Raw genomic sequence first — 20,792 nt, 5'->3', positions numbered from 1 at the left:
TATTAATTATCTAAATCTGGAAAAGAAAAAACATTCATTTTTTAAAGCCGCCGACGGGATTCGATCCCGCGACCTCGTGCTTACCAAGCACGCGCTCTACCATGCTGAGCTACGACGGCGACCAACAGGGATATCCAGGAAACTATTTAATTTTTATTTGATTCTTTTGTCATTATGAATTATCACAAAAAACTGGTGTTACTCAATCATTTTATTTTTCTAATTCAGGATTTTGTGATTTAAGTTTCTAATTTTGCGATATGGTAGTAACGAAAAGAATTTATCTTCTTATCAATAGGTTATAACATGATGTCCATGGCTGATCAGAGTCCAGAGGAAATAAAAGGAATCTGGGAGCAGATATTCTTCAGATATGGCTATATGGACCGGATTAACAAACTCAGCTCAGTTTATCCCGAGGAGAAATCCCTTTATGTATCTTTTAAACACATTCAGGATTATAACAAAGAGTTTGCCACTTCTCTGACAATAGTGTCTGAGTTTTATATAAGACTTGGCGAAGATGTTCTAAGAGACCTTATCCATCCACCCAGAGGAAACGTTAAGAGGGTCAACATTAGACTTACAGATATTCCTGAGAATGAATTCAGAATTGAAATAAGGGATCTGAGGAGCCCAAATGTCGGAACACTGTTAACCATTAATGGAATAATAAGGAAGAACACTGAGGTTTTACCCCGGCTGCAGACTGCTGCGTTCAGATGTGAAGATCCTGCCTGCATGCATGTGAACATGATTCCACAGGAACGTGGTAAAGTTGATGCACCTGCCGCATGTGAACTATGTGGAAAGGAGAGGAACAAGACTAAGTTCAAGCTTTTAACCGAGGAATCTGAATTTGTGGATTTTCAAAAACTAGAGATACAGGAAAATCCTGAAACACTTGACGGAGGTTCACAGCCTCAGAGAATTACAGTAATTGTAGAAGATGATCTGTCTGGGAGGATATTTCCTGGTGACAGGATAATGATAGATGGAATATTAAAAGCAGAACAGAAAAAAGCTGGAAGCATAATGCTCACAGAATTCAATATCTACGTTTACGCACTTAATTTCAGGAGAGTAAACAAAGAGATTGAAGATGTAAAGATTACCGAAGAGGATGAGAGATCTATCCAGGAGCTCTCAAAAGATCCAAACATAATCGAGAAGCTTTCAGCTTCTATTGCCCCAACAATATTCGGAATGGAAATGGTGAAGAAAACCCTGGTTCTCCAGATGTTTGGTGGAATCCGCAAAACAATGAAGGACGGCACAACAATGAGGGGGGATATCCATGTACTGATGGTTGGAGATCCGGGAACTGCAAAATCACAATTGCTGAAATATATGACAGAGCTTTCTCCCAGGGGAGTTTTTGCTTTTGGGCGTGGATCAAGTGCTGCTGGACTTACTGCCGCAGCAATAAGGGATGATTTTGGCGAGGGGAGATGGACTCTTGAAGCCGGAGCACTTGTTCTTGCCGATAATGGATTTGCTGCTATTGATGAACTAGACAAGATGGATGAAAAGGATACCGCTGCTATGCATGAAGCCATGGAACAGCAGACAGTTACCATATCAAAGGCAGGCATTATGGCCACACTGAAATCCAGATGCTCCATTCTTGGAGCTGCAAACCCCAAGTTTGGAAGATATGACCAGACCAGGACCATTGTGGACCAAATAGATTTTCCTCCGCCGCTACTTTCTAGGTTCGATGTAATTTTCAAGATCATTGACAAACCCGATAAGAGCAACGATGACAAACTTGCAATGCATGTCCTGAAAGCCCATCGTGTTGGAGAAATATATAAGAGTCTTGAAAAGAATGATCTAACTGGACTTGATATACCTGAAGAGGGAGAATTCAACCCTCCTATTGATAAGGAGATGGTGAGGAAGTATGTCTCCTATGCAAAGGGCAAAGTTTTCCCAAGACTTTCGGATGAAGCAATTGATCTTCTAAGGAATGAATATGTGAAGACAAGGATGGGAAACCCGGATTCTATTCCAATAACAGCCAGGCAACTTGAATCTACCATAAGACTTGCAGAAGCAGCTGCAAAGGCCAGACTCTCCTCAATAGTAACCGAAGCGGATGCAATGCTTGCCAAACAGATTGTGGATTTCTATCTAAAAGATGTATCAACTCATAATGGTGAGGTGGATATTGATGTTCTTTATACTGGTACAAGCTCCAAGCAAAGAAATGACCTTGAAACTGTATTTGATATAATAAAGGAGCTGAAAAAGGAGAAAAATTCAGCTGAAATTGATGAAGTTATAAGCCTCTCTCAAGCACGTGGGCTTAGTGTTGACAGGGCTGAAGAGGCAATTTCAAACCTGAAGAGAACCGGACAGATATATGAACCATCATACAAGAAATTAGATGTGATCAGATGACCGAAAAAATCAATATGAAGATTTCAAGCATTAATGGTGAAGTGTTGCTTGCTGCAGCTGATTCATCAATTGTTGGGAAAGTTATAAGAGAAGGCAAGCTCCACCTTGACATAAGGGCAGATTTCTACGGTGACATCAGAGTTAATGATGATACTTTTGTTTCATCCCTAGAGATCTGTACAATAGCCAATCTCGTTGGTAAGCACGTTGTTGAGAAGGCAATTGAAGAGGGATATATTGACCCGGATAACGTACTCTCTATCGACAATATACCACATGCTCAGTTCACAAGAATGCTAGAGAGCTGAAGGAGTGGTATATTGGGCGATAAGGAGAAAAATGTAAGGGAGATTTTCAACTCAATCCAGGAAAAATATGATTTTATTGATACTTTAATAAGCATGGGGCAGGATGAAAGATGGCGCAGATTCATGGTAAAGAATCTCAACCTAAAGGATAATCTTGAAATTCTTGACTGTGGGGCTGGCACCGGAAAGCTTACCCGTCAGATCATAGAAGCATGCAGAAAGTGCAGAACTACCTGCCTTGACGTGACAGATACCATGTTCAGACCGGAATTGTTTCCTGACACTAAGTTTATTCTAGCCAGTGCTGAGAAAATTCCCATGCCGGACGAATCTGTGGATCGGGTGGTATCCGCATTTCTAACAAGAAATCTGGAGAACGTTGATAACTATTTCAAAGAGGTACATCGCGTATTGAAAAGAGGCGGCATTTTTATAAACATGGATATTTTCCACCCCAAGATACCTGTTTACCAGCAGTTCTTCTCCATATACTTTTATAAAATCATGCCGATTATTGGCAACCACATGACTAAAAGCAGATCTTACACCTACCTTGCACAATCTGTAAGAAATTTTTACGACCATGAAACACTGGAGGAGAAGATGGTGAAATCTGGAATTTCCCTTAGAAAATCAAAACCTTTCATGCTGAGAACAGTCTATGTGCATATCGGCTTTAAGGCATAATTATGTATAGGCTTATATTCAAAACAACAATGTATTTATATTATGCATTAATGCGTTTATTATGATTTCAACACAGAATACAGACATAATACCCGAAAACTGGTACAATGTTGTTCCGGATCTTCCGGAGCCAATGCCCCCTCCAAGAGATAATGACATGCATAAATCGTCCATTGAGCTCCTTAACAGGATACTGCCAAAAAAGGTGATAGAACAGGAGTTCACCTTCAAAAAATATGAAAGGATACCTGATGAAGTGATAGAGTTATACGAGCAGATAGGTCGTCCCACGCCTCTTGTAAGAGCAAAAAATCTTGAAAGATATCTCAACTACAAGGGAAAAATATATTACAAATTTGAAGGTGCTACAGTAACAGGTTCCCATAAGATCAACACTGCAATTCCACAGGCATATTACGCTGCAAATGAAGGGATAAAAGAGGTTACCACTGAAACAGGTGCAGGACAGTGGGGCACTGCTACAGCACTGGCTTCATCCATGAACGGGATGAAATCAAAGGTATTCATGGTTAATGTAAGCTACCAGCAGAAACCTCTTAGGAAGACCGTAATGAATTTATACGGATCAGAGGTGGTTCCCAGCCCTTCCCCATTAACCCCTACAGGGAGAAAATTCCTCTCTGATTCACCTAATCACCCTGGATCACTTGGAATAGCAATATCTGAAGCCGTGGAATACGCCCTTGAAAATAATATTCGCTATCTGTTAGGTAGCGTGATGAATTCCGTTATTACACATCAGAGCATTATAGGGCTTGAGACTCAGAAGCAGCTGGAGATTGCTGGAGAAGAGGCCGAAGTACTCATAGGATGTGTAGGAGGAGGAAGCAACTTTGGAGGTTTTGTATTTCCCATAATCAGGGACGGAAAGGAGAGAACAATAATTTCATCAACTGCAAGAGAAGTCCCAAAATTCTCAAAAGGGAAGTACAAGTACGACTATGTTGACAATGCAGGGATACTTCCTTCCATAAAGATGTACTCATTGGGATCAGATTTTGTTCCGGAGAGTATTTATGCAGGAGGACTGAGGTATCATGGGGCTTCCCCTTCTCTGTCCCTTCTTGTAAAAAATGGAACAGTTAAGTCTGAAGAAATAGGTGAAAAACAGGTCATAGAGGCACTCAGAGTATTTGCCAATACACAGGGCATAGTTGCAGCACCGGAATCAGGCCATGCTCTTGCATCCGCAATAAATTACGTGAAATCAAACCAGGGTGAAAGGAAGACAATAGTGGTGAATGTAAGTGGGCATGGACTTCTTGACATGTCCATTTTCAACAGGGGATGAAACTTTTTGAAAAACAGAATAATACTCTATTTCACCATCGGCTTCCCGGACAATCAGACTCTCCAAGAGTTTTCTGAGGCTATTCCTGATAACTCTGTGGATTATGTCGAACTGGGTTATCCCTCAAGAAGAGCCTATTATGATGGCCCCAGGATAAGAGAGACCCATGAGGCAGGGCTGAAAAATTTCAACATAAATGACCTGGATCTACTGACACATACCCTTCAGAAAAAGGCAAGGAAGATATATCTTCTGGCTTATCACGATGATTTTACAGAAAATAGAGATGATATTTACAATATTCTAAAAAGATGCAAATTTTCGGGTCTCATAATTCCTGATCTGTTAACAGATTACTACGACGAAAATATTTCTCTCATTAAAGAAATACAGGGGTCAGGGTATGAGTATATCCCTTTCTTCAATCCTTCCACACCTGATAAAGTCATAATCAGCGTATCAGGAATCTCAGATTCATGGATCTATTATGGTCTGATGCCTTCAACAGGAATCAACATACCCTACAACCAGGATGCCGTTGTTTCAAGAATAAATTCCCTTATTGGAGACAGAGAAATAAACTTTGGATTCGGAATAAGGAGCATTGAAGCCGTAAAGAAGCTTCTCTCCAGCGGATCTCATGGTGTAGCGATAGGTACACTTCTCCTGGACATGCTTAATGCACATGATATTAAGGGTTTCAAGGAGTTCGTAAGCCAACTGGCGGTGATGAGAAATGCCTGAGACAGAAGAAAAAATATTCAGCCGCAATTTATCATATTTTGAATCCTTTTCCATAATGAAGAGGCTTGCATCCCCTGATGCGTCGGATCAGGAGAGAATTGCTTTTCTCAAGATGTTGCACGACAAGGGAATCACCTCAACCGAAATGGCTGGTTTTTCCGCAGCCATAAGGTCTTTTGCCAGAATATCTCCAGTTGATGGCGTCTCTGATATCGTTGGGACCGGTGGGGATCTCCTAAACACGATTAATGTCAGCACTGCCGCCGCAATCACTGCTTCAGCAATGGGGATAAAAATTGCAAAACATGGAAACAGGGCTGTAACGGGCAAAGTGGGAAGTGCAGACTTTCTTTCACGAATTGGATACAGATTCGATTTCGATTATGACGGACTGCTGGAAAGAATTAATGAACATGGTTTTGCCTTCCTTCTTGCACCTCAATTCAACGGAACTTTCAGGATATTTTCTGAGGCAAGAAAACAACTTCCTTACAAAACAGTATTCAACTATATGGGACCGGTTACAAATCCAGCGGATCCCCAGACCATAATCATCGGATCTTCTGATCCATCCATGCTTCCAGTTTATGCGGGATTGATCTATGAAACCGGGAAAACTGGGGCAGTCATAACGGCACAAAATGGAATGGATGAGATATCACCTTCCTGCAGGTCCAGGTTATTGTTTGTAAATAATAAAATATCTGAAATAGACATCGAACCTGAAAAAATAACTGGTTCATGTATAGAAAAAAATGATATTGCCAGCAGTGATCCTGACGAAAATTTTAAGATGACACTGGCGGGCATAAGAGGAGAGGATGAGAAAATATCAAAGTTCATAGCCCTTAACACTGCCCCACTTATAATTTCCAGAAAAATTTCAGAAGAGTTTGCCGAAGCATACGAAATCTCTCTTGAAGCCATATTGTCCGGTAAAGCCGGAAAGCAGCTGGAAAAGATCGGAGGCAGATTTAATGCCTAATGAGGAGATTGTAAAGATCTGTGGAATTGCAAATCTTGAAGATGCCTCTGCTGCAATAGATCTGGGATACGACATAATGGGAGTCATTCTGGATACAAAGGTAATCAGGCATGGAACAGTCAAACTTATAGAGGATATTAAAAACATTGGAGGTACAACCGCAGCGGTTTACACCTCATTTGAATCTGTAAAAGAGAATCCATCCAGTGCAGACTATATTCAGCTTCACTTCAGCCATTCCCAGAAACAGATTAGGGATATAAAAGATGAATTTGGGAAGAAAATAATATCTGTGATCACCTACGCTGGGAAAGAAAATCTGGATGCCAGTATAAAGGAAAAGATCAGTGCTGGATCAGATCTGGTACTTATTGAGAGCCGGGAAGGCATTTTCAAGTACCTACCTAATATTGTTTCACTATCTGAAAACAGCAGAGTGGGGGTAGCAGGAAAGATAGACTTATCCAATGTAAGTGAGATAAGGAGAAGAGGGTTCAGATTCATTGATGCTAGCAGATCTCTTGAAATCAGGCCTGGAAAAAAGGACTATTCCGTTATGAAAGAATTCATAAAATCGGTGAGGTGCATCCATGCCACTGTGTGATCTCATACCTTCTCTGCTGGAAGGCCATGACAATTTCGCCTATTTCTGCAAATTCGACGATGTGAACAAGACAGAGGGAAAAGAGACTCTGTTCAGTTCTAATGGAAAACCGGAAATGATGAACTCACAAGAGGAGATAAACAGATTCTTCCAGACTCTCAAAGGATTGGACGATGGAATTGATATTCCGGTAGCCATCACTTTTGACTTTGTAAGTGAAAATTTTCCAGGAGTAAAGTTCCTTAGATCTGAATGGCCATTGATAATGTCATTTATTCCAGAAAAAATTGAGAAAGGCACCTATAAGAGAATTGCAAAAAAGGAGAGAAAAATAGTTGCCAGAGAAAATCTGGAAGACAGAAAGCTTACCGAAATAATTGCCCAACTGCGTGAAAGGATAAGAAATGGCGAATTTCTGCAGGTTGTGATCTCAAGGGATTTCCAGCTTCCTGCCTTCGATCCCATAAGATGCTTGAGAGAATTTCTGGAATTTGATAGATCTGTCTATGTATATTATTACAGATTTGGGAGATTCCAAATAATTGGGAGCTCACCCGAAAATCTGGTTACAATGAAAGACGGTAGAATCACTGTGGACCCAATAGCAGGGACTGTTAGAAGAGGTGTTACCATTCAGGAGGATGAATTGCTGGGAAAAACACTGATTAACGATTCAAAGGAACTCTGTGAGCACAGAATGCTTGTTGACCTGGCGAGGAACGATCTGGCGAGAGTATCTATACCGGGAACAGTAAAAGTTGAGAAAAATATGGAAATAGGCAAGTTTGGAAACGTACAGCACCTGGTGAGTAGAGTCTCCTCAGATTCGGCTACAGATGACCTTTTAGAGGTTATCAGATCAGTATTTCCTGCTGGGACTGTAAGTGGTGCCCCAAAGCGAAGATCTCTGGAGATCATAGGAATGTTTGAGGATACTCCCAGAGGACCTTATTCCGGAAGCATTGGAATCGTAGGTAGAAACAGGATGGATCTGGCCCTACTTATCAGAAGCGTTTATTGTAGCGGTAATGAATATTATACCAGATCGGGTGCAGGGATTGTTTGTAGCTCAGTTCCTGAGAAAGAGGTCCAGGAAATTTTCACAAAGAGTCTTAATGTCATGGAGGTGGCAAGAATTGAAAGTTTTAATGATTGATAATTACGATTCCTTTGTAAATAATCTTGTGGATTATATAAGGCAGGAGGGTGCAGATGTCCATGTTGTTACAAACGACAGATTATCAGATATTGACCCTGAAAAATACCAAGCAGTGGTCATATCACCTGGACCAGGTAACCCATTGAACCCATGTGACAGAGGGGAGATAATGGAGTTTTTCCCATTGCTGAAAGGAAAGAAAGTTCTGGGAATCTGCTTCGGGCACCAGATACTTGCAATGATGCTTGGATCCAAAATAAAGATCTCACAGAAGATTTACCATGGAGAGGTTGACAGGATAAGCAATGATGGATATGGTGTATTCAGAAACTTACCCGGTCAGATTAATGTGGCAAGATACCATTCCCTTGTGGTGGAACCTTCTGAAAATATTATTGTGGATGCAGTTTCAGAGAGTGATGGAAATGTGATGGCATTCCATTCAGCCAGTGGAAACATCACAGGACTTCAGTTCCATCCTGAAAGCTACTACTCGGAGTTTGGTCATGAGATTCTTAGAAATTTTCTGGAGATGTAAATATGGGAATCGTTGATGAAATATACAGAAAAAACAGTAAGCGTGCTCTTGTAAAAAAATATAGACGGACAAGACCAATATTAAGTATGTCTAAAAGCATAATGAGATTGAACTCAAGAAAGAGACTGGCTCTGATAGCAGAGTTTAAAAGGGCTTCACCTTCAGGCTTCAGATCACCAGAAGGACTGAACCTGAGAGAATACTTTTCTGGCATCAATACTGCAGCACTGGCTGGCATAAGTATTCTTTCCGAACCGGAATATTTCTCTGGAAGCTATGCTGACATAGAGAATTCTCAGGACCTTAATTTACCAATTCTTGTGAAAGATTTTATCTCGACAGAGGAGATGGTGGACAGTTCCTTCAACGCCGGTGGAGACTGCATCCTTCTCATAAGTGATTTTCTTGAATTCAGAATACTTACAGAACTCTACGATCATGCTCTAAATCTGGGAATGGATGTTCTCATAGAATTCCATGATGTTAAATCTGCTGTTAATCTCTATTCCTTCAGTGATGCAATTATAGGCTACAACCGAAGAAATTTGAGAACACTTGAAATGGACCCCGATCAAAGGGGAATGGATGAAATATTGGGGATGAAGAACAGAATTAGAATACTTGAAAGCGGCATAAATAGCGGAAATATTGGATCAGGAATGTTGAGGGGATTCAATGGCGCCCTGATTGGATCTTCAATACTTTCCGGTGAAGACGTAACTGATAAAATTGCAAAGATGGAATATGAGGCATATGTTTGAGATAGCTATACGTGATGACCTGAAAATATCACAGGATGAAATGATATTCATAGCAGGGCCATGTGCAGTCGAATCTGAAGAACAGTTGGTTGAAACTGCAAAATTCCTCAGCCGCCTGGGAGTAAAAATACTAAGGGGAGGAGCCTACAAGCCAAGAACCTCTCCTGATAACTTTCAAGGTCTTGGTGAAGCAGGCTTGAAAATTCTTGCCTCTGCAGCAGATCAGACTGGAATGGCGATTGTGACTGAGGTTATGGATACTGAGAATATTGGAATTGTGTCCAGATATTCAGATATACTGCAGGTTGGGTCCAGGAATTCCCAGAATTTTCCTCTTCTTAAAAAACTTGGAAGGCAGAAAAAGCCCGTTCTTCTTAAACGGGGATTTGGAAACACTGTTGATGAATTCATAAATTCATCCAGATACATATCAAGGGGGGGAAACAGAAACATAATAATGGTTGAAAGAGGTATCAGGACGTTTGAAACATCAACAAGGTTCACACTTGATGTCTCTGCCGTCCCGGTAATTAAGGAAATGGTTGATTATCCTGTACTTATTGACCCCAGCCACCCCGCAGGAAAGAGACAACTGGTTCAGCCGCTTGCACTTGCCGGAATTGGATCAGGATCAGATGGACTCATGGTTGAAGTACATCCCTCGCCGGAAAGTGCACTGAGTGACAGGGAACAGCAGCTGGATTTCCAGCAGTTTGAAAAGCTTTACAGAACATCCCAGTCCATGTTCTCTTTTATGCGGGGACAGACATTCCTTGAGATGGAAAAAAGAGAGAGATGAATGTCCACTGAAGTAATAGAGATTTATAGCAATGACGTTATAACTGTTTATGCCTGAAACAAAGATTATAGCCACCATGGGACCGGCCAGTGCAGATGTGGCTGTCCTGGAAAAAATGGCAAAAAGTGGACTTTCTGCAGTCAGAATTAATACTGCTCATTCTGACCCCGGATATATTGGGAAGATAAAGGGCATGATTGACAGTGTAAACAAAAAACTGGGAACTTACGTGGGGGTACTTGTTGATCTAAAAGGACCTGAGCTGAGAACCGGTGAATTTCCTGGAGGAGGTTTTGAAGTTAAAGCCGGGTCACAGTATACTCTTTATGCGGAAGGAAAAAAAGAAGATGTTTTTACAATAAATTATCCGGCCATACTTAATACACTGGCTCCAAATGATCTTATCCTGATGAGTGACGGGAGATTCAGGTTCAGGGTAGTTAAATCCGGAGAGAATCAGGTCACGTTGAAATCGCTTGATTCTGGAACCATGAGGAACCGGTCCAGGATAAATGTTCCTGGCAAATACCTTGATCTCGGGGTACTTACCCACAGGGATATGATATTCCTGAAAGAGGGGATCAAGGAAAATGTAGAATTTTTTGCCCTTTCTTTTGTTCAGAAAAAGGAGAATGTGGAACATCTTCAGAAACAGATAATGAACAATGGCGGAGATCAGCTCATAGTTTCAAAAATAGAGACAAAAAGCGGTCTCCAGAACATAAAGGCAATAAGCAGAGTCTCTGATCTGGTAATGGTGGCCAGGGGAGATCTTGGTGTTGAACTGCCACTTGAAGAGGTTGTGGTAGCCCAGAAAAAAATTATTGAAGAGACCCATAAATACGGTGTTCCAACCATTGTTGCAACACAGATGCTGGAATCCATGGTAAACTCATCATCCCCCACAAGGGCGGAAGTTTCAGATGTTACCAATGCAATAATGGACAACACGGACTGCCTTATGCTTTCAGAAGAGACTGCAATTGGAAAGTTTCCTGCCGAGGCGGTTGAGTATCTTAACAGAATATCGACCTATGTGGAGGATAAAGTGGGGGATTTCCGTGAACCGGATGATTTTCTTGGCAACAGGGTGGCGTATTCCATCTCCAGAGCAGCCAAGGTTGTTGCAGATGAGATAGAAGCTGATGGTATAGTGGCGTTCACTCAGTCAGGCAACACAGCAAAAATGATTTCTGCTGTGAGGCCCCGCATACCCATCTACACAATGGTGACTGATTTTCACCTTGGTAGAAAACTGAATCTCTTCAGGGGTATCCGGCCGGTAAAGATTGAACCTGTAAAAAATGATGGCGGAGACCTTTATGAAACTATACTGAAAGCGGAGAAGAACATAAAAATCAGAAAAGGATCAAGGCTTGTGATCACCTCAGGAGCCCCAAACTTCCTTTTTGGCGGTACCAATGAAGTGATGGTCTCCACGTTCGGGAAATTTCTTGGGAGAGGTTACCCATCCGGCAAATCCTTCAAAGGGATAGTTGCTGGAGAAAAGAATAGTGGAGATATACTCATTGTCAAGGACGATATCAGTGAAGAAAAAAAGGATTTCTTGAAATACAAAGGGATAATTTTTACAGGAAAAGCTTCCCACGAAGTTATGGAAGCCTTAGAATCATCTGGAATTCCTGTACTCTACAATACAAAGATCAGGGAAAAAATATCAGCAGGAGACGAAATTTTCATAGATGGATATACAGGAATAATTAATTCCTGATCCCATTTAGAATATATCATCCCTTATTGTGTTTATTTTCAGATCCTTGCCGGAATAATCCACATACATATTCTTTAATTTCACGTATTCCTCTATTCCATATTTGCTACCTTCTCCGGCCTGTCCTGTCATCCTGAAACCGGTATGGTAGCCCTGTGACGATTCTGGTCCAGGCATATTCACGTACACCTCTCCGAATCTTATCTTTTCAGCAGCCAGGAATATGAAATTTGGATCCTTTGTGAAAAGATATGATGCCAACCCGTATATGGAATCGTTTGATTTCTCTATTGCCTCTTCTATGCTTGAAACAGGCGCAGCCCCAAGAATCGGGCCGAAAATCTCCTCCTGGAACAGTTTCGAATTCTGGGGTACGTTATCCAGAATAGTTGGTTCGAAGAAATAACCACCCTTGAATTTTCCTGATATATCTGCTTTTTTTCCACCTGTAAGTATTTTTATTCCACTTTCCTTGGCATCTTCAGTGAACATTTCTGCAGATTTCAGTGCACCGGCATTAATAAGAGGCCCGACATCGGATATGGTTGGGTCCCCAACTTTCAACTTTTTTGTGATTTCAACAAATTTGTTCATGAAAGATTCGTAGATCTCCTCATGAATGTAAAGTCTCTCAGCTGCAATGCAGGATTGACCCACGTTCAGGAATTTTGCCCATATTAAAGTTTTCAGTGTATTTTTTATATCAGCGTCCTTCCAGACTATGAATGGTGCTTTTCCTCCCAATTCGAGCACAAGTTTTGCCATATTGGATGATGCCTGCTTCATGATTCTCTGCCCGGTTGCTGTAGACCCTGTCATAGTGACAAGCGCAATTTTTTTGTGGGCTACAATGTAATCCCCTATCTCGCTGCCCTTTCCCGTTACAAGATTGAGAACACCTTTTGGGATACCTGCCTCAACAAATTTTTTAACTATCCACTCTGCTGTAAAAGGTGTGTCACTGCTGGGTTTCAATATGACAGTGTTACCGGTCAACAGTGCAGGAGCCAGCTTTCTGACTACCATAGCGCCCGGGAAGTTCCATGGGGTCAGTGCCAGGACTATTCCATATGGAACCTTGTACTGGAAAATCTTTCTTCTTGAGGTATCACCCTCTACCACATCTCCTGTGATCTTTCTTGCAAATTCTGCATAATACTGGATCTGATCCAGTACTCCGTTTACTTCGTCGCGAGCTTCCCTCAATATCTTGCCATTCTCACTAATAAGGAGGTTTTCCAGTTCTTCTCTCTTGGCTGCGATGAGGTCTCTGGCCTTGTAAAGTATCTTCGCCCTTTCAACCGAGGTCATGTCGGACCATGAGTTAAAGCTGTCTTCAGCAGCATCTATTGATCTGTCAACATCTTCCTTTGTGCCTGCGGGAAACATACCCAGTACTTCCCCGGTACTCGGGTTGATTTTTTTAATTTCTTCACCTGATTGCGACGAAACCCATTCGCCGTTTATCAACATCTTCATGTGCATAGTAGAGCTTTAAGAGATAAAAGATTTGTGAAAAATAGTGAATTCACGGAAAAAAGGCTGAAAACTGTGCTCCTGAACAGTGCGATATGATTATATACATTTTTAGACTTCTCGGACTTACCCTAAATTTAGGTGATAATGGATGAACGATGGCGACTTTATCAAGATTGATTTCGAAATGCGCGTAGGGGAAGACAAGAAGTTAGTTGCTACTAATTTGGAAAAACTTGCCAAGGAAAATAACATTTATGATGAGAAGAAGAAGTACAATGATGCAGTATTGATTGTTGGAACTGAAAATCTTTTCAAGGAAATTAATGAGTCCTTCAAGAACGCAGAAATTGGAAAAGAGACTGAAGTGGAAATAAAAGCCGAAGATGCTTATGGATTGAGAGATCCCAACAACATAAAGGTTCACACAGTAAGGGAGCTTCAAAAGTTAGAAATAGACCCGGCAGTTGGAAAAGAGGTTACTATAAACAAGAAGAGAGGAAGGATAATATCCGTAACCCCTGGAAGGGTACTTGTGGATTACAATAACCAGTATGCAGGGAAACCTATTTTTTACAAATACACAATAAAGAGCGTTGTGGAAGACCCGGTGGAGAAGGCCAGATCAATAGTAGAGATGAACTACACAATGGATGCGGATAAATTCGATATTTCCATTGACAACGGAACACTTACCATAAAAATACCTGAAGAGACCAAATTCGACCCTTTCTGGCTGGAAGCAAAATACAATATAGTAAGTGAAATCAGGAAACATCTTCCGGATCTTGATATAAACATAGTGGAATCCTATTCCAAACCAGAAAAGAAGGAAGAAGCCCCTGTTGAGGATAACCCTAAACAGGATGAAGGGAAAAAGGAAGAAGAGATCAAGGAAGAACAGAAATAATACCCATGACTCAGACCGAAACGGGAAGTTCGGAAAACATCTCCCTTATTTTTAAGAATCTCGCTGAAAGAGTAACTGTAATTCTTGTAGAGCCGCATATTGAAGGTAATATAGGTGCTGTGGCCAGGTCAATGAAAAATGCAGGCCTTGTCAACCTTATTTTAATAAATCCAACAGAGATAGGGAACGAGGCTTTTGCCAGGACAATGGGAGGGAGGAATATACTTGAAAATGCAAGAGTATCTGATTCCCTGGCAACCGTAGCAGGAGAGTTTTCCGTGCTGGCGGGAACCTCAAGCACAGCTACCATTAACCATAAAAAATTCAGGAGGATACCGGTAGCACCATGGGAATTTTGGAAAAATAATCTTGGCACAGATTCAAAGATTGCCCTGGTGTTTGGAAGGGAAGGGGATGGGTTAAGGAACAGTGAGCTTGAAATCTGTTCTCAGTTCCTCTTTATACCTGCAAATCCCGAATATCCTGTATATAATCTATCCCATGCAGTCACAATAGTACTTTATGAGATGATACGGCAGGCTATAGAAAAAGAATATTGGGAAAATAACAATGAGGAGCCTATAAAGCCGGAGAATTTCAACCTTTTGCTGAAAGATATTTACCAGATAATGGACATTGTTTCATATCCTTCATACAAAAGAAAAAACACTGATGTCATGATTCGAAGGATACTTGGCAGGTCTGCACTAAGTGATACGGAATTCTACAAAATAATGGGAATACTGAAATTGATAAGAAGAAACCTGACGGATGAACATGATACAAGGTTGGAAAGATAATGCCTCTGTTCAAGAAACGTTTATTAATTGTTTAACATTATGGCACTGCACTAGATGGTAAAAATGTCATTGAAAGTAGAAAGAAAGTCAAACCCTTACCTAAAGGACACAATATTAAATTTAAGCAGAATTTCAAGGGAGGCTGGCTCAGCCTTCTGGCGGGATATAGCCGAAAGACTTTCCGAAGGAAGGGAACGATATGCGTCCATTAACCTGGGAAAGATAGACAGGCTGGTTAAGGATGGTGAAACAGTGGTTGTTCCTGGATCAGTTTTGGGATCAGGTTACTTTGAGAAGAAGAAAGTGACAGTGTCTGCACTGAGTATATCTGAAAAAGCAAAGGAAAAACTGGCTTCATCCGAATCTAAATTTATAACTCTTGAAGATCTGGCAAAGGATAACCCTAAGGGGACAAATTTTAAAATACTGAGGTAAGTAAAATGATGTATATTGATGCTGATAACGCTATTTACGGCAGGCTGTCTACATTTGTTGCAAAGAAGCTTCTGGAAGGAGAGGAAGTTATAATTGTAAATGCCAATCGCGTGGCGATTACCGGAAGCAGGAAATTCCTGTTAAACAGGTTTATTGAGAGAAGGGACATTGGAAGCAACCGTAAGGGACCTTATTATCCCAGAACTTCAAATCAGATATTGAGAAGATCCATAAAGAATATGCTCCCGGTAAGTACTTCCAAAGGAAAAACTGCTCTATCGAGATGCATGGTATATGCTTCTGTTCCAAAAATAATGAAGAACAAAGAATTCAAGAAATTAGAGGAATTTCAAAATAAAAGGGTTAGTGGATACGTTACACTTCAGGAAATATCAAAAACACTTGGCTATAAGGTGAGAGAATGAAAGGTCAGAACGTTATAATAACCTCCGGCAAGAGGAAAACTGCCATTGCGAAAGCAGTAACTACTAAAGGTAAAGGCATCATTACAATTAATGGATATCCTGTTGAACTTTACCCGGTTGATATTCTCAAGGAAAAAATAATGGAACCGATAAAGCTCCTCGGAGAAAGAGTGGATCAGATAAACATCGATGTAAAGGTCAAAGGCGGAGGGACAACGGGACAGGCAGATGCATCAAGAACTGCCATAGCCAATGGAATAGTGAAGTTCTTCAAGGACGACACTGTTGAAGAGGCATACAGGCAATACGACAGGACAATGCTTGTAAACGATATAAGAAGAAAAATGCCCAAGAAACCTATGGGAAGCGGAGCCCGGGCAAAGAGACAGAAATCTTACAGGTGATTTAATGATTATACCGGTTAGATGTTTCAGTTGCGGGAAAGTTGTTGCTTCTGATTACGTGAAGTATATGGATCAAATTAAAGAGATAAGATCTTCAGGGAGAGAAGTTACCCCTGAGGAGACCTCGAATATACTTGACGATTTGCACGTTGAGAGATACTGCTGCAGAAGGATGATACTCTCCCACACTGACCTCATTGACGAGATATTACCCTTCTCGTAAGGGGACCGTGGGGTAGTTTGGTATCCTACCAGCTTGGGGTGTTGGTAACTTGAGTTCAAATCTCAACGGTCCCATATACAAATAGGGGATATAGATAACAACTTCTTATTTTGTGATTTTTACTATCAATATAATAATAGAAAGATATAGTTCATTCTAGGTTATTACTTTTCTTTATATATCTTAAATAATTCTCTATAAGTCCTTGACAATCTTTGTCTATTTTTATTGTCTTGAATTTGTTTTTTAATATTGTATAAGGTTCGTTGAGATATCCCATGTTCTTTAACATCTCGTGGTCTCAAGGATAATATCCATTCCATAAATTTCTCACTATTCTCATATTCCACATATGAATTTTCATCAATCCCGAATATCATGGATTCGGCAAGGTTATTGGATTCCTTGCCAATTTATCGTATAATACCAGTAATGATGTGTTTCCTTATAGGAAAAACAATTCTAACTTTACCTATTTTCACGCTTGGAGTAATCTCCTATTCTTATTTTCTCCTGCCTAATGGATTTCCGCTATTTTTGTTCGAATAAAATTAGGTATTGATCTAGTAGCATAGAAATTATTACTTTTATGGACAATGTCAACTTTTAGTTGATATCTGCTGATTTGTTTCCAGTGTCAGTTTCTTATTATTTATTTCCAATGTGCCACTTTATGGTTCTTTGTCAGCTTCACATATAACTTCGTTTGAAATTCCTACACTTATCAACTATTTTTTGACAATGTCAATTTTCCAAAAATATAATTAAAAGAGTCCATATTCAACAGGATGAGTAAAGTTGCAGAAAATTATAATAACTTTGAACAGGAAAGTGCCATACCAGAAAAGTCAAGTTTTTCAATAAAACATATGGATATGACTGTTGGCCCGTCTGAAGACTTTAACAGATATTCAAATGGAAAATGGATAGATTCCAATCCAGTCCCGCCAGATAAGACAAGTTGGGGGACATTTCAGGAGCTTTATGACAGAAACAATTACTTATTGCGTGAAATTGCCCAGAGATGTTCCGCATCTCAGGGGAAAGAGGTAACAAAGGAAGAGAGGCTTGTCGGTGATTTCTACAATTCCGCAATGGACACAAAAACAATTGAAGAACTGAATTCCAAACCACTCAGCAGGTTCTTGAAGGAAATAGGCGAATTAAGGAAAAATGATGATCTGTCAAAATACATTTATAAACTTCACTCTTCGGGCATTCCAGTTTTTTTCAGGACCTCCTTTCGTGGGGACAAGAAAAACAGTTCAATTTATTCGTTATATTTTATGCAGGGAGGAATCTCACTTCCCAATAGAGATTATTACATAAAAGATTCTTTCAAAGGCATAAAGGAAGAGTATCCAAAACATATTGAGAGGATTCTGAGACTTGCAGGACTGGATGAACATACTTCAGGAAGATACAGTAAAGCTGTCTTACAAATTGAGGAAAAGCTGGCACAGCAAAGCAGGAGTCAGGAGGAACTCAGGGATCAGGAAAAAAACTACAACAGAGTTGAAATATCAAAACTTGAAAAAGATTATCCATCGCTTCATCTCTTGCATTACATGGACAGACTGGGAGTTCCGGAAGTTGGATATGTTATAATAGGCCAGCCAGAGTTCTTCCAATTGCTTGATCACATTTTTTCCGATACTAATATTGATGATCTCAAGGCTTACCTTGTATGGAATGTTGTAAATTTTGCAACCCCTTTTCTAAATTCAGAAATGCAGGAGGAACACTTTGATTTTTTCAACCGAAAGATAATGGGGCAGCAGAAAATGGAGCCAAGATGGAAAAGATCAGTTAACATTGTAAATTTCTGCATAGGGGACGCTCTTGGAAAACTCTACGTACAAGAACACTTTGGTGAGGACTCGAGAAAGAAGATGGAAGTCATGATTAATGATATAAAATCAATTTTCAGGGAAAGATTGGAAAACCTGACCTGGATGGGTGATGAAACAAGGAAAAGAGCGCTTGAAAAATTTGACAGATTCAGATCAAAAATAGGATATCCTGTCAAGTTCAAGGATTACTCATCAATAGATATCAGGAGCAATGATTTTTTTGGCAATGTCTTGAGATCAATTGAATTTGAGGTGAAGAGGCAGGCAGTAAGGGTTGGGAAGCCGGTGGACAGGGACGAATGGTTCATGACTCCTCCAACAGTAAATGCTTACTTCTCGCCCACTGACAATGAGATAGTGTTCCCTGCTGGAATTCTCCAGCCTCCATTTTTTGATGTTACAATGGATGATGCAGTCAATTATGGGGGGATAGGGGCAGTAATTTCCCATGAAATAACACATGGTTATGACGATCAGGGTAGCATGTATGATAAAGAGGGAAATCTAAGGGACTGGTGGACAGAAAAGGATCGATCTGAATTCATGAAAAAAGCCCAGGCAGTTATTGATCTGTATAGTTCATGTGAGATTTTACCAGGAGTCAGGGTACATGGAGATTTGACTGTAGGGGAAAACATTGCCGACTTTGGAGGCGTTAGCATAGCATATGCAGCACTGGAGAGGAGACTGAAATTAAGTCCGGAGTTGAGGAAAGAAATTGATGGTTTCACGCCTGAACAGAGATTTTTCATTTCATGGGCCCAGTTGTGGAAGGAAAATATAAGGGAGGAGGAAGTGAAGAGGAGGGTTATCATAGATCCACATGCCCCAAATAAACTTAGAGCCAGCCTGCCGGTGTGGAATCATCCCAGTTTTGAAGCAACTTTCTCAGTTAAGAAAAGTGATAAAACTGGGAGAAGCATAGAAAAGATAGCAATCTGGTAAATCAGCTTTCTAGTGGCTGATCCTTGCTTTCCTTTCAATTCTTTCTCCCGACAGTTCCTTCATAAAAATAAAAGCTATTCCAACAATGAGAGTTGCAGTTCCTATTATTACGAAAAGTGAATTAATGGATGTCAAATCTATAATGGCCCCACCAATTGTTCCGGAGAGGAATGTGGCAGAGATTCCGAATGTGTTCAATGACCCCTCTATTCTTGCCATCATTTCCATGGGTACTTTCTTTATGAATACTGTTCCTATGACAACATTTATGACTCCAATTGCAAAACCCACGATGAATATCAGCCCGATGAGAATAAAAACGTCACGGGTTGCTATTAGTGAAATGAACGCAATCCCAATAATTGCCAGGAGAGGTGAAACAATAATTCCAAGGGTTCCCCTTATAAAGCCTCCGGGGATTGCTCCCAGGCCTATACCGGCGGATAACGCTATTAAAATTATGCTCAGGTAGAATGCGGGCAGGATGAGAACCTTCTCTATCATGAATGTAAAACCTATTCCTACCATTGCTATGACGAAATTTGCAAATATCATTATTATAATGAACTGGCTAAGGCTGCGATTTCTTCTTATGAAACGGATCCCGTCCAGGATCTCTGAACTAATATTTGTCCCACTTATTGTTTTGCCCGCATCCGTTTTCTCCTGCAAGAAAATAATGGGGATAACTGATATTATAAATATTGCGGCAAGAAGGTACACTGTATCAGAATAACCAAAGTACAAAAGGATTCCGGACAAAGCATAACCTATCCCTTCAGCTACGGAATAAAATCCTGTGGAAAGTGATATTCCCTTCTGGTACTGATCCTCCTCAAGAAATGCCTTTGTCCAGACAGATCTTATTGAATTAATAATATCAGACATCATTCCAGTCACCACAACAGCTGAATAAATAAGGGCAATTACGAGGAAAAATCCGTGAACAAGTATGGCCATCAGAATTAACAGAATTGCACTGGCCCTGACCAGCGTTGAAATTATAGCTAGGTTCTTCTTTTTTCCTAAACGGTCTATTAAAGCTCCAAAGTAGAGACTGAAAATCAGGGGAAGGGTGAAAAGGCCGTCAGCAAGTCCTGCCATAAGCGCCGAATTTGTGAGATCAAGAGTTATCCAAATTATAGATATGGAGAATGCTGTTGTTCCCATACGGGAGGCAAAACCAGATGAAACCATGAGTTTAAAATCATGTGAAAGTCTTCTCTGAGAACTTTTTACGTCATTTAATGAGTTATACATATCAGCATCGCTTATACGTAAACTTT

General features: G+C 40.5%; 21 protein-coding genes and 2 tRNA genes. 20 read left to right on the top strand and 3 right to left on the bottom strand.

The window, feature by feature from the left end; all coding sequences use genetic code 11:
* Window positions 1–45: 45 nt before the first annotated feature.
* Window positions 46–119 (bottom strand) — tRNA-Thr (locus tag OXIME_RS01625).
* Between the two features lie 187 nt (window positions 120–306).
* Between OXIME_RS01625 and OXIME_RS01620 the strand changes: the two genes are divergently transcribed.
* The 12 genes from OXIME_RS01620 (at window position 307) to pyk (ending at window position 12,035) form a co-directional block, all read left to right on the top strand.
* A complete protein-coding gene (locus tag OXIME_RS01620) occupies window positions 307–2,406 on the top strand; it encodes a minichromosome maintenance protein MCM (RefSeq protein WP_393971743.1) in 2,100 nt (699 codons plus the stop codon).
* Complete coding sequence (locus OXIME_RS01615) at window positions 2,403–2,714, top strand: DUF424 domain-containing protein (protein ID WP_393971742.1); 312 nt, start codon at window positions 2,403–2,405, stop codon at window positions 2,712–2,714. Before OXIME_RS01620 ends, OXIME_RS01615 begins: the two co-directional genes overlap by 4 nt.
* Window positions 2,715–2,726: 12 nt before the next feature.
* A complete protein-coding gene (locus OXIME_RS01610) occupies window positions 2,727–3,401 on the top strand; it encodes a class I SAM-dependent methyltransferase (RefSeq protein WP_393971741.1) in 675 nt (224 codons plus the stop codon).
* Window positions 3,402–3,462: 61 nt separating this feature from the next.
* Window positions 3,463–4,713 (top strand): TrpB-like pyridoxal phosphate-dependent enzyme, encoded by a 1,251-nt coding sequence (locus OXIME_RS01605; RefSeq protein ID WP_393971740.1) that lies wholly within the window; start codon window positions 3,463–3,465, stop codon window positions 4,711–4,713.
* Between the two features lie 6 nt (window positions 4,714–4,719).
* Entirely contained in the window at window positions 4,720–5,457 is a 738-nt protein-coding gene (locus OXIME_RS01600; RefSeq protein WP_393971739.1) for a tryptophan synthase subunit alpha, read from the top strand.
* Window positions 5,450–6,442 (top strand): anthranilate phosphoribosyltransferase, encoded by a 993-nt coding sequence (gene trpD, locus OXIME_RS01595; RefSeq protein ID WP_393971738.1) that lies wholly within the window; start codon window positions 5,450–5,452, stop codon window positions 6,440–6,442. The genes OXIME_RS01600 and trpD overlap by 8 nt, the downstream gene beginning before the upstream one ends.
* Window positions 6,435–7,046 carry a hypothetical protein gene (locus tag OXIME_RS01590; RefSeq protein ID WP_393971737.1) on the top strand — a complete coding sequence of 204 codons (612 nt, stop codon included), beginning with the start codon at window positions 6,435–6,437 and terminating at the stop codon, window positions 7,044–7,046. The genes trpD and OXIME_RS01590 overlap by 8 nt, the downstream gene beginning before the upstream one ends.
* Window positions 7,033–8,202 carry a chorismate-binding protein gene (locus OXIME_RS01585; RefSeq protein WP_393971736.1) on the top strand — a complete coding sequence of 390 codons (1,170 nt, stop codon included), beginning with the start codon at window positions 7,033–7,035 and terminating at the stop codon, window positions 8,200–8,202. The genes OXIME_RS01590 and OXIME_RS01585 overlap by 14 nt, the downstream gene beginning before the upstream one ends.
* Complete coding sequence (locus OXIME_RS01580) at window positions 8,183–8,743, top strand: anthranilate synthase component II (protein ID WP_393971735.1); 561 nt, start codon at window positions 8,183–8,185, stop codon at window positions 8,741–8,743. The genes OXIME_RS01585 and OXIME_RS01580 overlap by 20 nt, the downstream gene beginning before the upstream one ends.
* A gap of 2 nt (window positions 8,744–8,745) precedes the next feature.
* Window positions 8,746–9,504, top strand: coding sequence for an indole-3-glycerol-phosphate synthase (locus OXIME_RS01575; RefSeq protein WP_393971734.1), 759 nt, complete (start codon window positions 8,746–8,748; stop codon window positions 9,502–9,504).
* Window positions 9,497–10,303, top strand: coding sequence for a 3-deoxy-7-phosphoheptulonate synthase (aroF, locus tag OXIME_RS01570; protein ID WP_393971733.1), 807 nt, complete (start codon window positions 9,497–9,499; stop codon window positions 10,301–10,303). Before OXIME_RS01575 ends, aroF begins: the two co-directional genes overlap by 8 nt.
* A 49-nt stretch (window positions 10,304–10,352) precedes the next feature.
* Window positions 10,353–12,035: a pyruvate kinase gene (pyk, locus tag OXIME_RS01565; RefSeq protein WP_393971732.1), complete on the top strand. Its 1,683-nt coding sequence runs from the start codon at window positions 10,353–10,355 to the stop codon at window positions 12,033–12,035.
* A gap of 6 nt (window positions 12,036–12,041) precedes the next feature.
* On the opposite strand, the gene OXIME_RS01560 is transcribed toward pyk, so the two are convergent.
* Window positions 12,042–13,514: a D-glyceraldehyde dehydrogenase gene (locus OXIME_RS01560; RefSeq protein ID WP_393971731.1), complete on the bottom strand. Its 1,473-nt coding sequence runs from the start codon at window positions 13,512–13,514 to the stop codon at window positions 12,042–12,044.
* A 148-nt stretch (window positions 13,515–13,662) separates the two neighbouring features.
* Between OXIME_RS01560 and OXIME_RS01555 the strand changes: the two genes are divergently transcribed.
* The 8 genes from OXIME_RS01555 (at window position 13,663) to OXIME_RS01520 (ending at window position 19,506) form a co-directional block, all read left to right on the top strand.
* Complete coding sequence (locus tag OXIME_RS01555; protein WP_393971730.1) at window positions 13,663–14,421, top strand: peptidylprolyl isomerase; 759 nt, start codon at window positions 13,663–13,665, stop codon at window positions 14,419–14,421.
* Window positions 14,422–14,426: 5 nt separating this feature from the next.
* Window positions 14,427–15,221, top strand: a complete 795-nt coding sequence (locus OXIME_RS01550) for an RNA methyltransferase (protein ID WP_393971729.1) — start codon at window positions 14,427–14,429, stop codon at window positions 15,219–15,221.
* A gap of 63 nt (window positions 15,222–15,284) precedes the next feature.
* Entirely contained in the window at window positions 15,285–15,656 is a 372-nt protein-coding gene (locus OXIME_RS01545; protein ID WP_393971728.1) for a 50S ribosomal protein L18e, read from the top strand.
* Window positions 15,657–15,661: 5 nt separating this feature from the next.
* Window positions 15,662–16,081: a 50S ribosomal protein L13 gene (locus tag OXIME_RS01540; protein ID WP_393971727.1), complete on the top strand. Its 420-nt coding sequence runs from the start codon at window positions 15,662–15,664 to the stop codon at window positions 16,079–16,081.
* A complete protein-coding gene (locus tag OXIME_RS01535) occupies window positions 16,078–16,485 on the top strand; it encodes a 30S ribosomal protein S9 (RefSeq protein WP_393971726.1) in 408 nt (135 codons plus the stop codon). Before OXIME_RS01540 ends, OXIME_RS01535 begins: the two co-directional genes overlap by 4 nt.
* Window positions 16,486–16,489: 4 nt before the next feature.
* Window positions 16,490–16,708, top strand: a complete 219-nt coding sequence (locus OXIME_RS01530; protein WP_393971725.1) for a DNA-directed RNA polymerase subunit N — start codon at window positions 16,490–16,492, stop codon at window positions 16,706–16,708.
* A gap of 1 nt (window position 16,709) precedes the next feature.
* Window positions 16,710–16,782: transfer RNA gene (locus tag OXIME_RS01525), tRNA-Pro, on the top strand.
* Between the two features lie 714 nt (window positions 16,783–17,496).
* On the top strand, window positions 17,497–19,506 hold the full coding sequence (locus tag OXIME_RS01520) for a M13 family metallopeptidase (protein ID WP_393971724.1): 2,010 nt from the start codon (window positions 17,497–17,499) through the stop codon (window positions 19,504–19,506).
* Window positions 19,507–19,515: 9 nt separating this feature from the next.
* Here OXIME_RS01520 and OXIME_RS01515 read toward each other — a convergent pair whose 3' ends face one another.
* On the bottom strand, window positions 19,516–20,766 hold the full coding sequence (locus OXIME_RS01515) for an MFS transporter (protein WP_393971723.1): 1,251 nt from the start codon (window positions 20,764–20,766) through the stop codon (window positions 19,516–19,518).
* Between the last annotated feature and the right edge of the window lie 26 nt (window positions 20,767–20,792).

It is taken from the genome of Oxyplasma meridianum (assembly GCF_038024865.1).
GTDB lineage: Archaea > Thermoplasmatota > Thermoplasmata > Thermoplasmatales > Thermoplasmataceae > Oxyplasma > Oxyplasma meridianum.
The sequence above is the reverse complement of the archived record's forward strand: the minus strand, read 5'-3'. Positions and strand labels throughout refer to the sequence as shown.

Excerpts from the sequence above, each read along its gene's own strand:
- OXIME_RS01550 (WP_393971729.1), top strand. The coding sequence starts at position 14,427 with ATGACTCAGACCGAAACGGGAAGTTCGGAAAACATCTCCCTTATTTTT.
- OXIME_RS01590 (WP_393971737.1), top strand. The coding sequence starts at position 6,435 with ATGCCTAATGAGGAGATTGTAAAGATCTGTGGAATTGCAAATCTTGAA.
- OXIME_RS01620 (WP_393971743.1), top strand. The coding sequence starts at position 307 with ATGATGTCCATGGCTGATCAGAGTCCAGAGGAAATAAAAGGAATCTGG.
- trpD (WP_393971738.1), top strand. The coding sequence starts at position 5,450 with ATGCCTGAGACAGAAGAAAAAATATTCAGCCGCAATTTATCATATTTT.
- OXIME_RS01605 (WP_393971740.1), top strand. The coding sequence starts at position 3,463 with ATGATTTCAACACAGAATACAGACATAATACCCGAAAACTGGTACAAT.
- OXIME_RS01615 (WP_393971742.1), top strand. The coding sequence starts at position 2,403 with ATGACCGAAAAAATCAATATGAAGATTTCAAGCATTAATGGTGAAGTG.
- OXIME_RS01535 (WP_393971726.1), top strand. The coding sequence starts at position 16,078 with ATGAAAGGTCAGAACGTTATAATAACCTCCGGCAAGAGGAAAACTGCC.
- OXIME_RS01575 (WP_393971734.1), top strand. The coding sequence starts at position 8,746 with ATGGGAATCGTTGATGAAATATACAGAAAAAACAGTAAGCGTGCTCTT.
- OXIME_RS01520 (WP_393971724.1), top strand. The coding sequence starts at position 17,497 with ATGAGTAAAGTTGCAGAAAATTATAATAACTTTGAACAGGAAAGTGCC.
- aroF (WP_393971733.1), top strand. The coding sequence starts at position 9,497 with ATGTTTGAGATAGCTATACGTGATGACCTGAAAATATCACAGGATGAA.
- pyk (WP_393971732.1), top strand. The coding sequence starts at position 10,353 with ATGCCTGAAACAAAGATTATAGCCACCATGGGACCGGCCAGTGCAGAT.
- OXIME_RS01515 (WP_393971723.1), bottom strand. The coding sequence starts at position 20,766 with ATGTATAACTCATTAAATGACGTAAAAAGTTCTCAGAGAAGACTTTCA.
- OXIME_RS01585 (WP_393971736.1), top strand. The coding sequence starts at position 7,033 with ATGCCACTGTGTGATCTCATACCTTCTCTGCTGGAAGGCCATGACAAT.
- OXIME_RS01560 (WP_393971731.1), bottom strand. The coding sequence starts at position 13,514 with ATGAAGATGTTGATAAACGGCGAATGGGTTTCGTCGCAATCAGGTGAA.
- OXIME_RS01530 (WP_393971725.1), top strand. The coding sequence starts at position 16,490 with ATGATTATACCGGTTAGATGTTTCAGTTGCGGGAAAGTTGTTGCTTCT.
- OXIME_RS01540 (WP_393971727.1), top strand. The coding sequence starts at position 15,662 with ATGATGTATATTGATGCTGATAACGCTATTTACGGCAGGCTGTCTACA.
- OXIME_RS01545 (WP_393971728.1), top strand. The coding sequence starts at position 15,285 with ATGTCATTGAAAGTAGAAAGAAAGTCAAACCCTTACCTAAAGGACACA.
- OXIME_RS01555 (WP_393971730.1), top strand. The coding sequence starts at position 13,663 with ATGAACGATGGCGACTTTATCAAGATTGATTTCGAAATGCGCGTAGGG.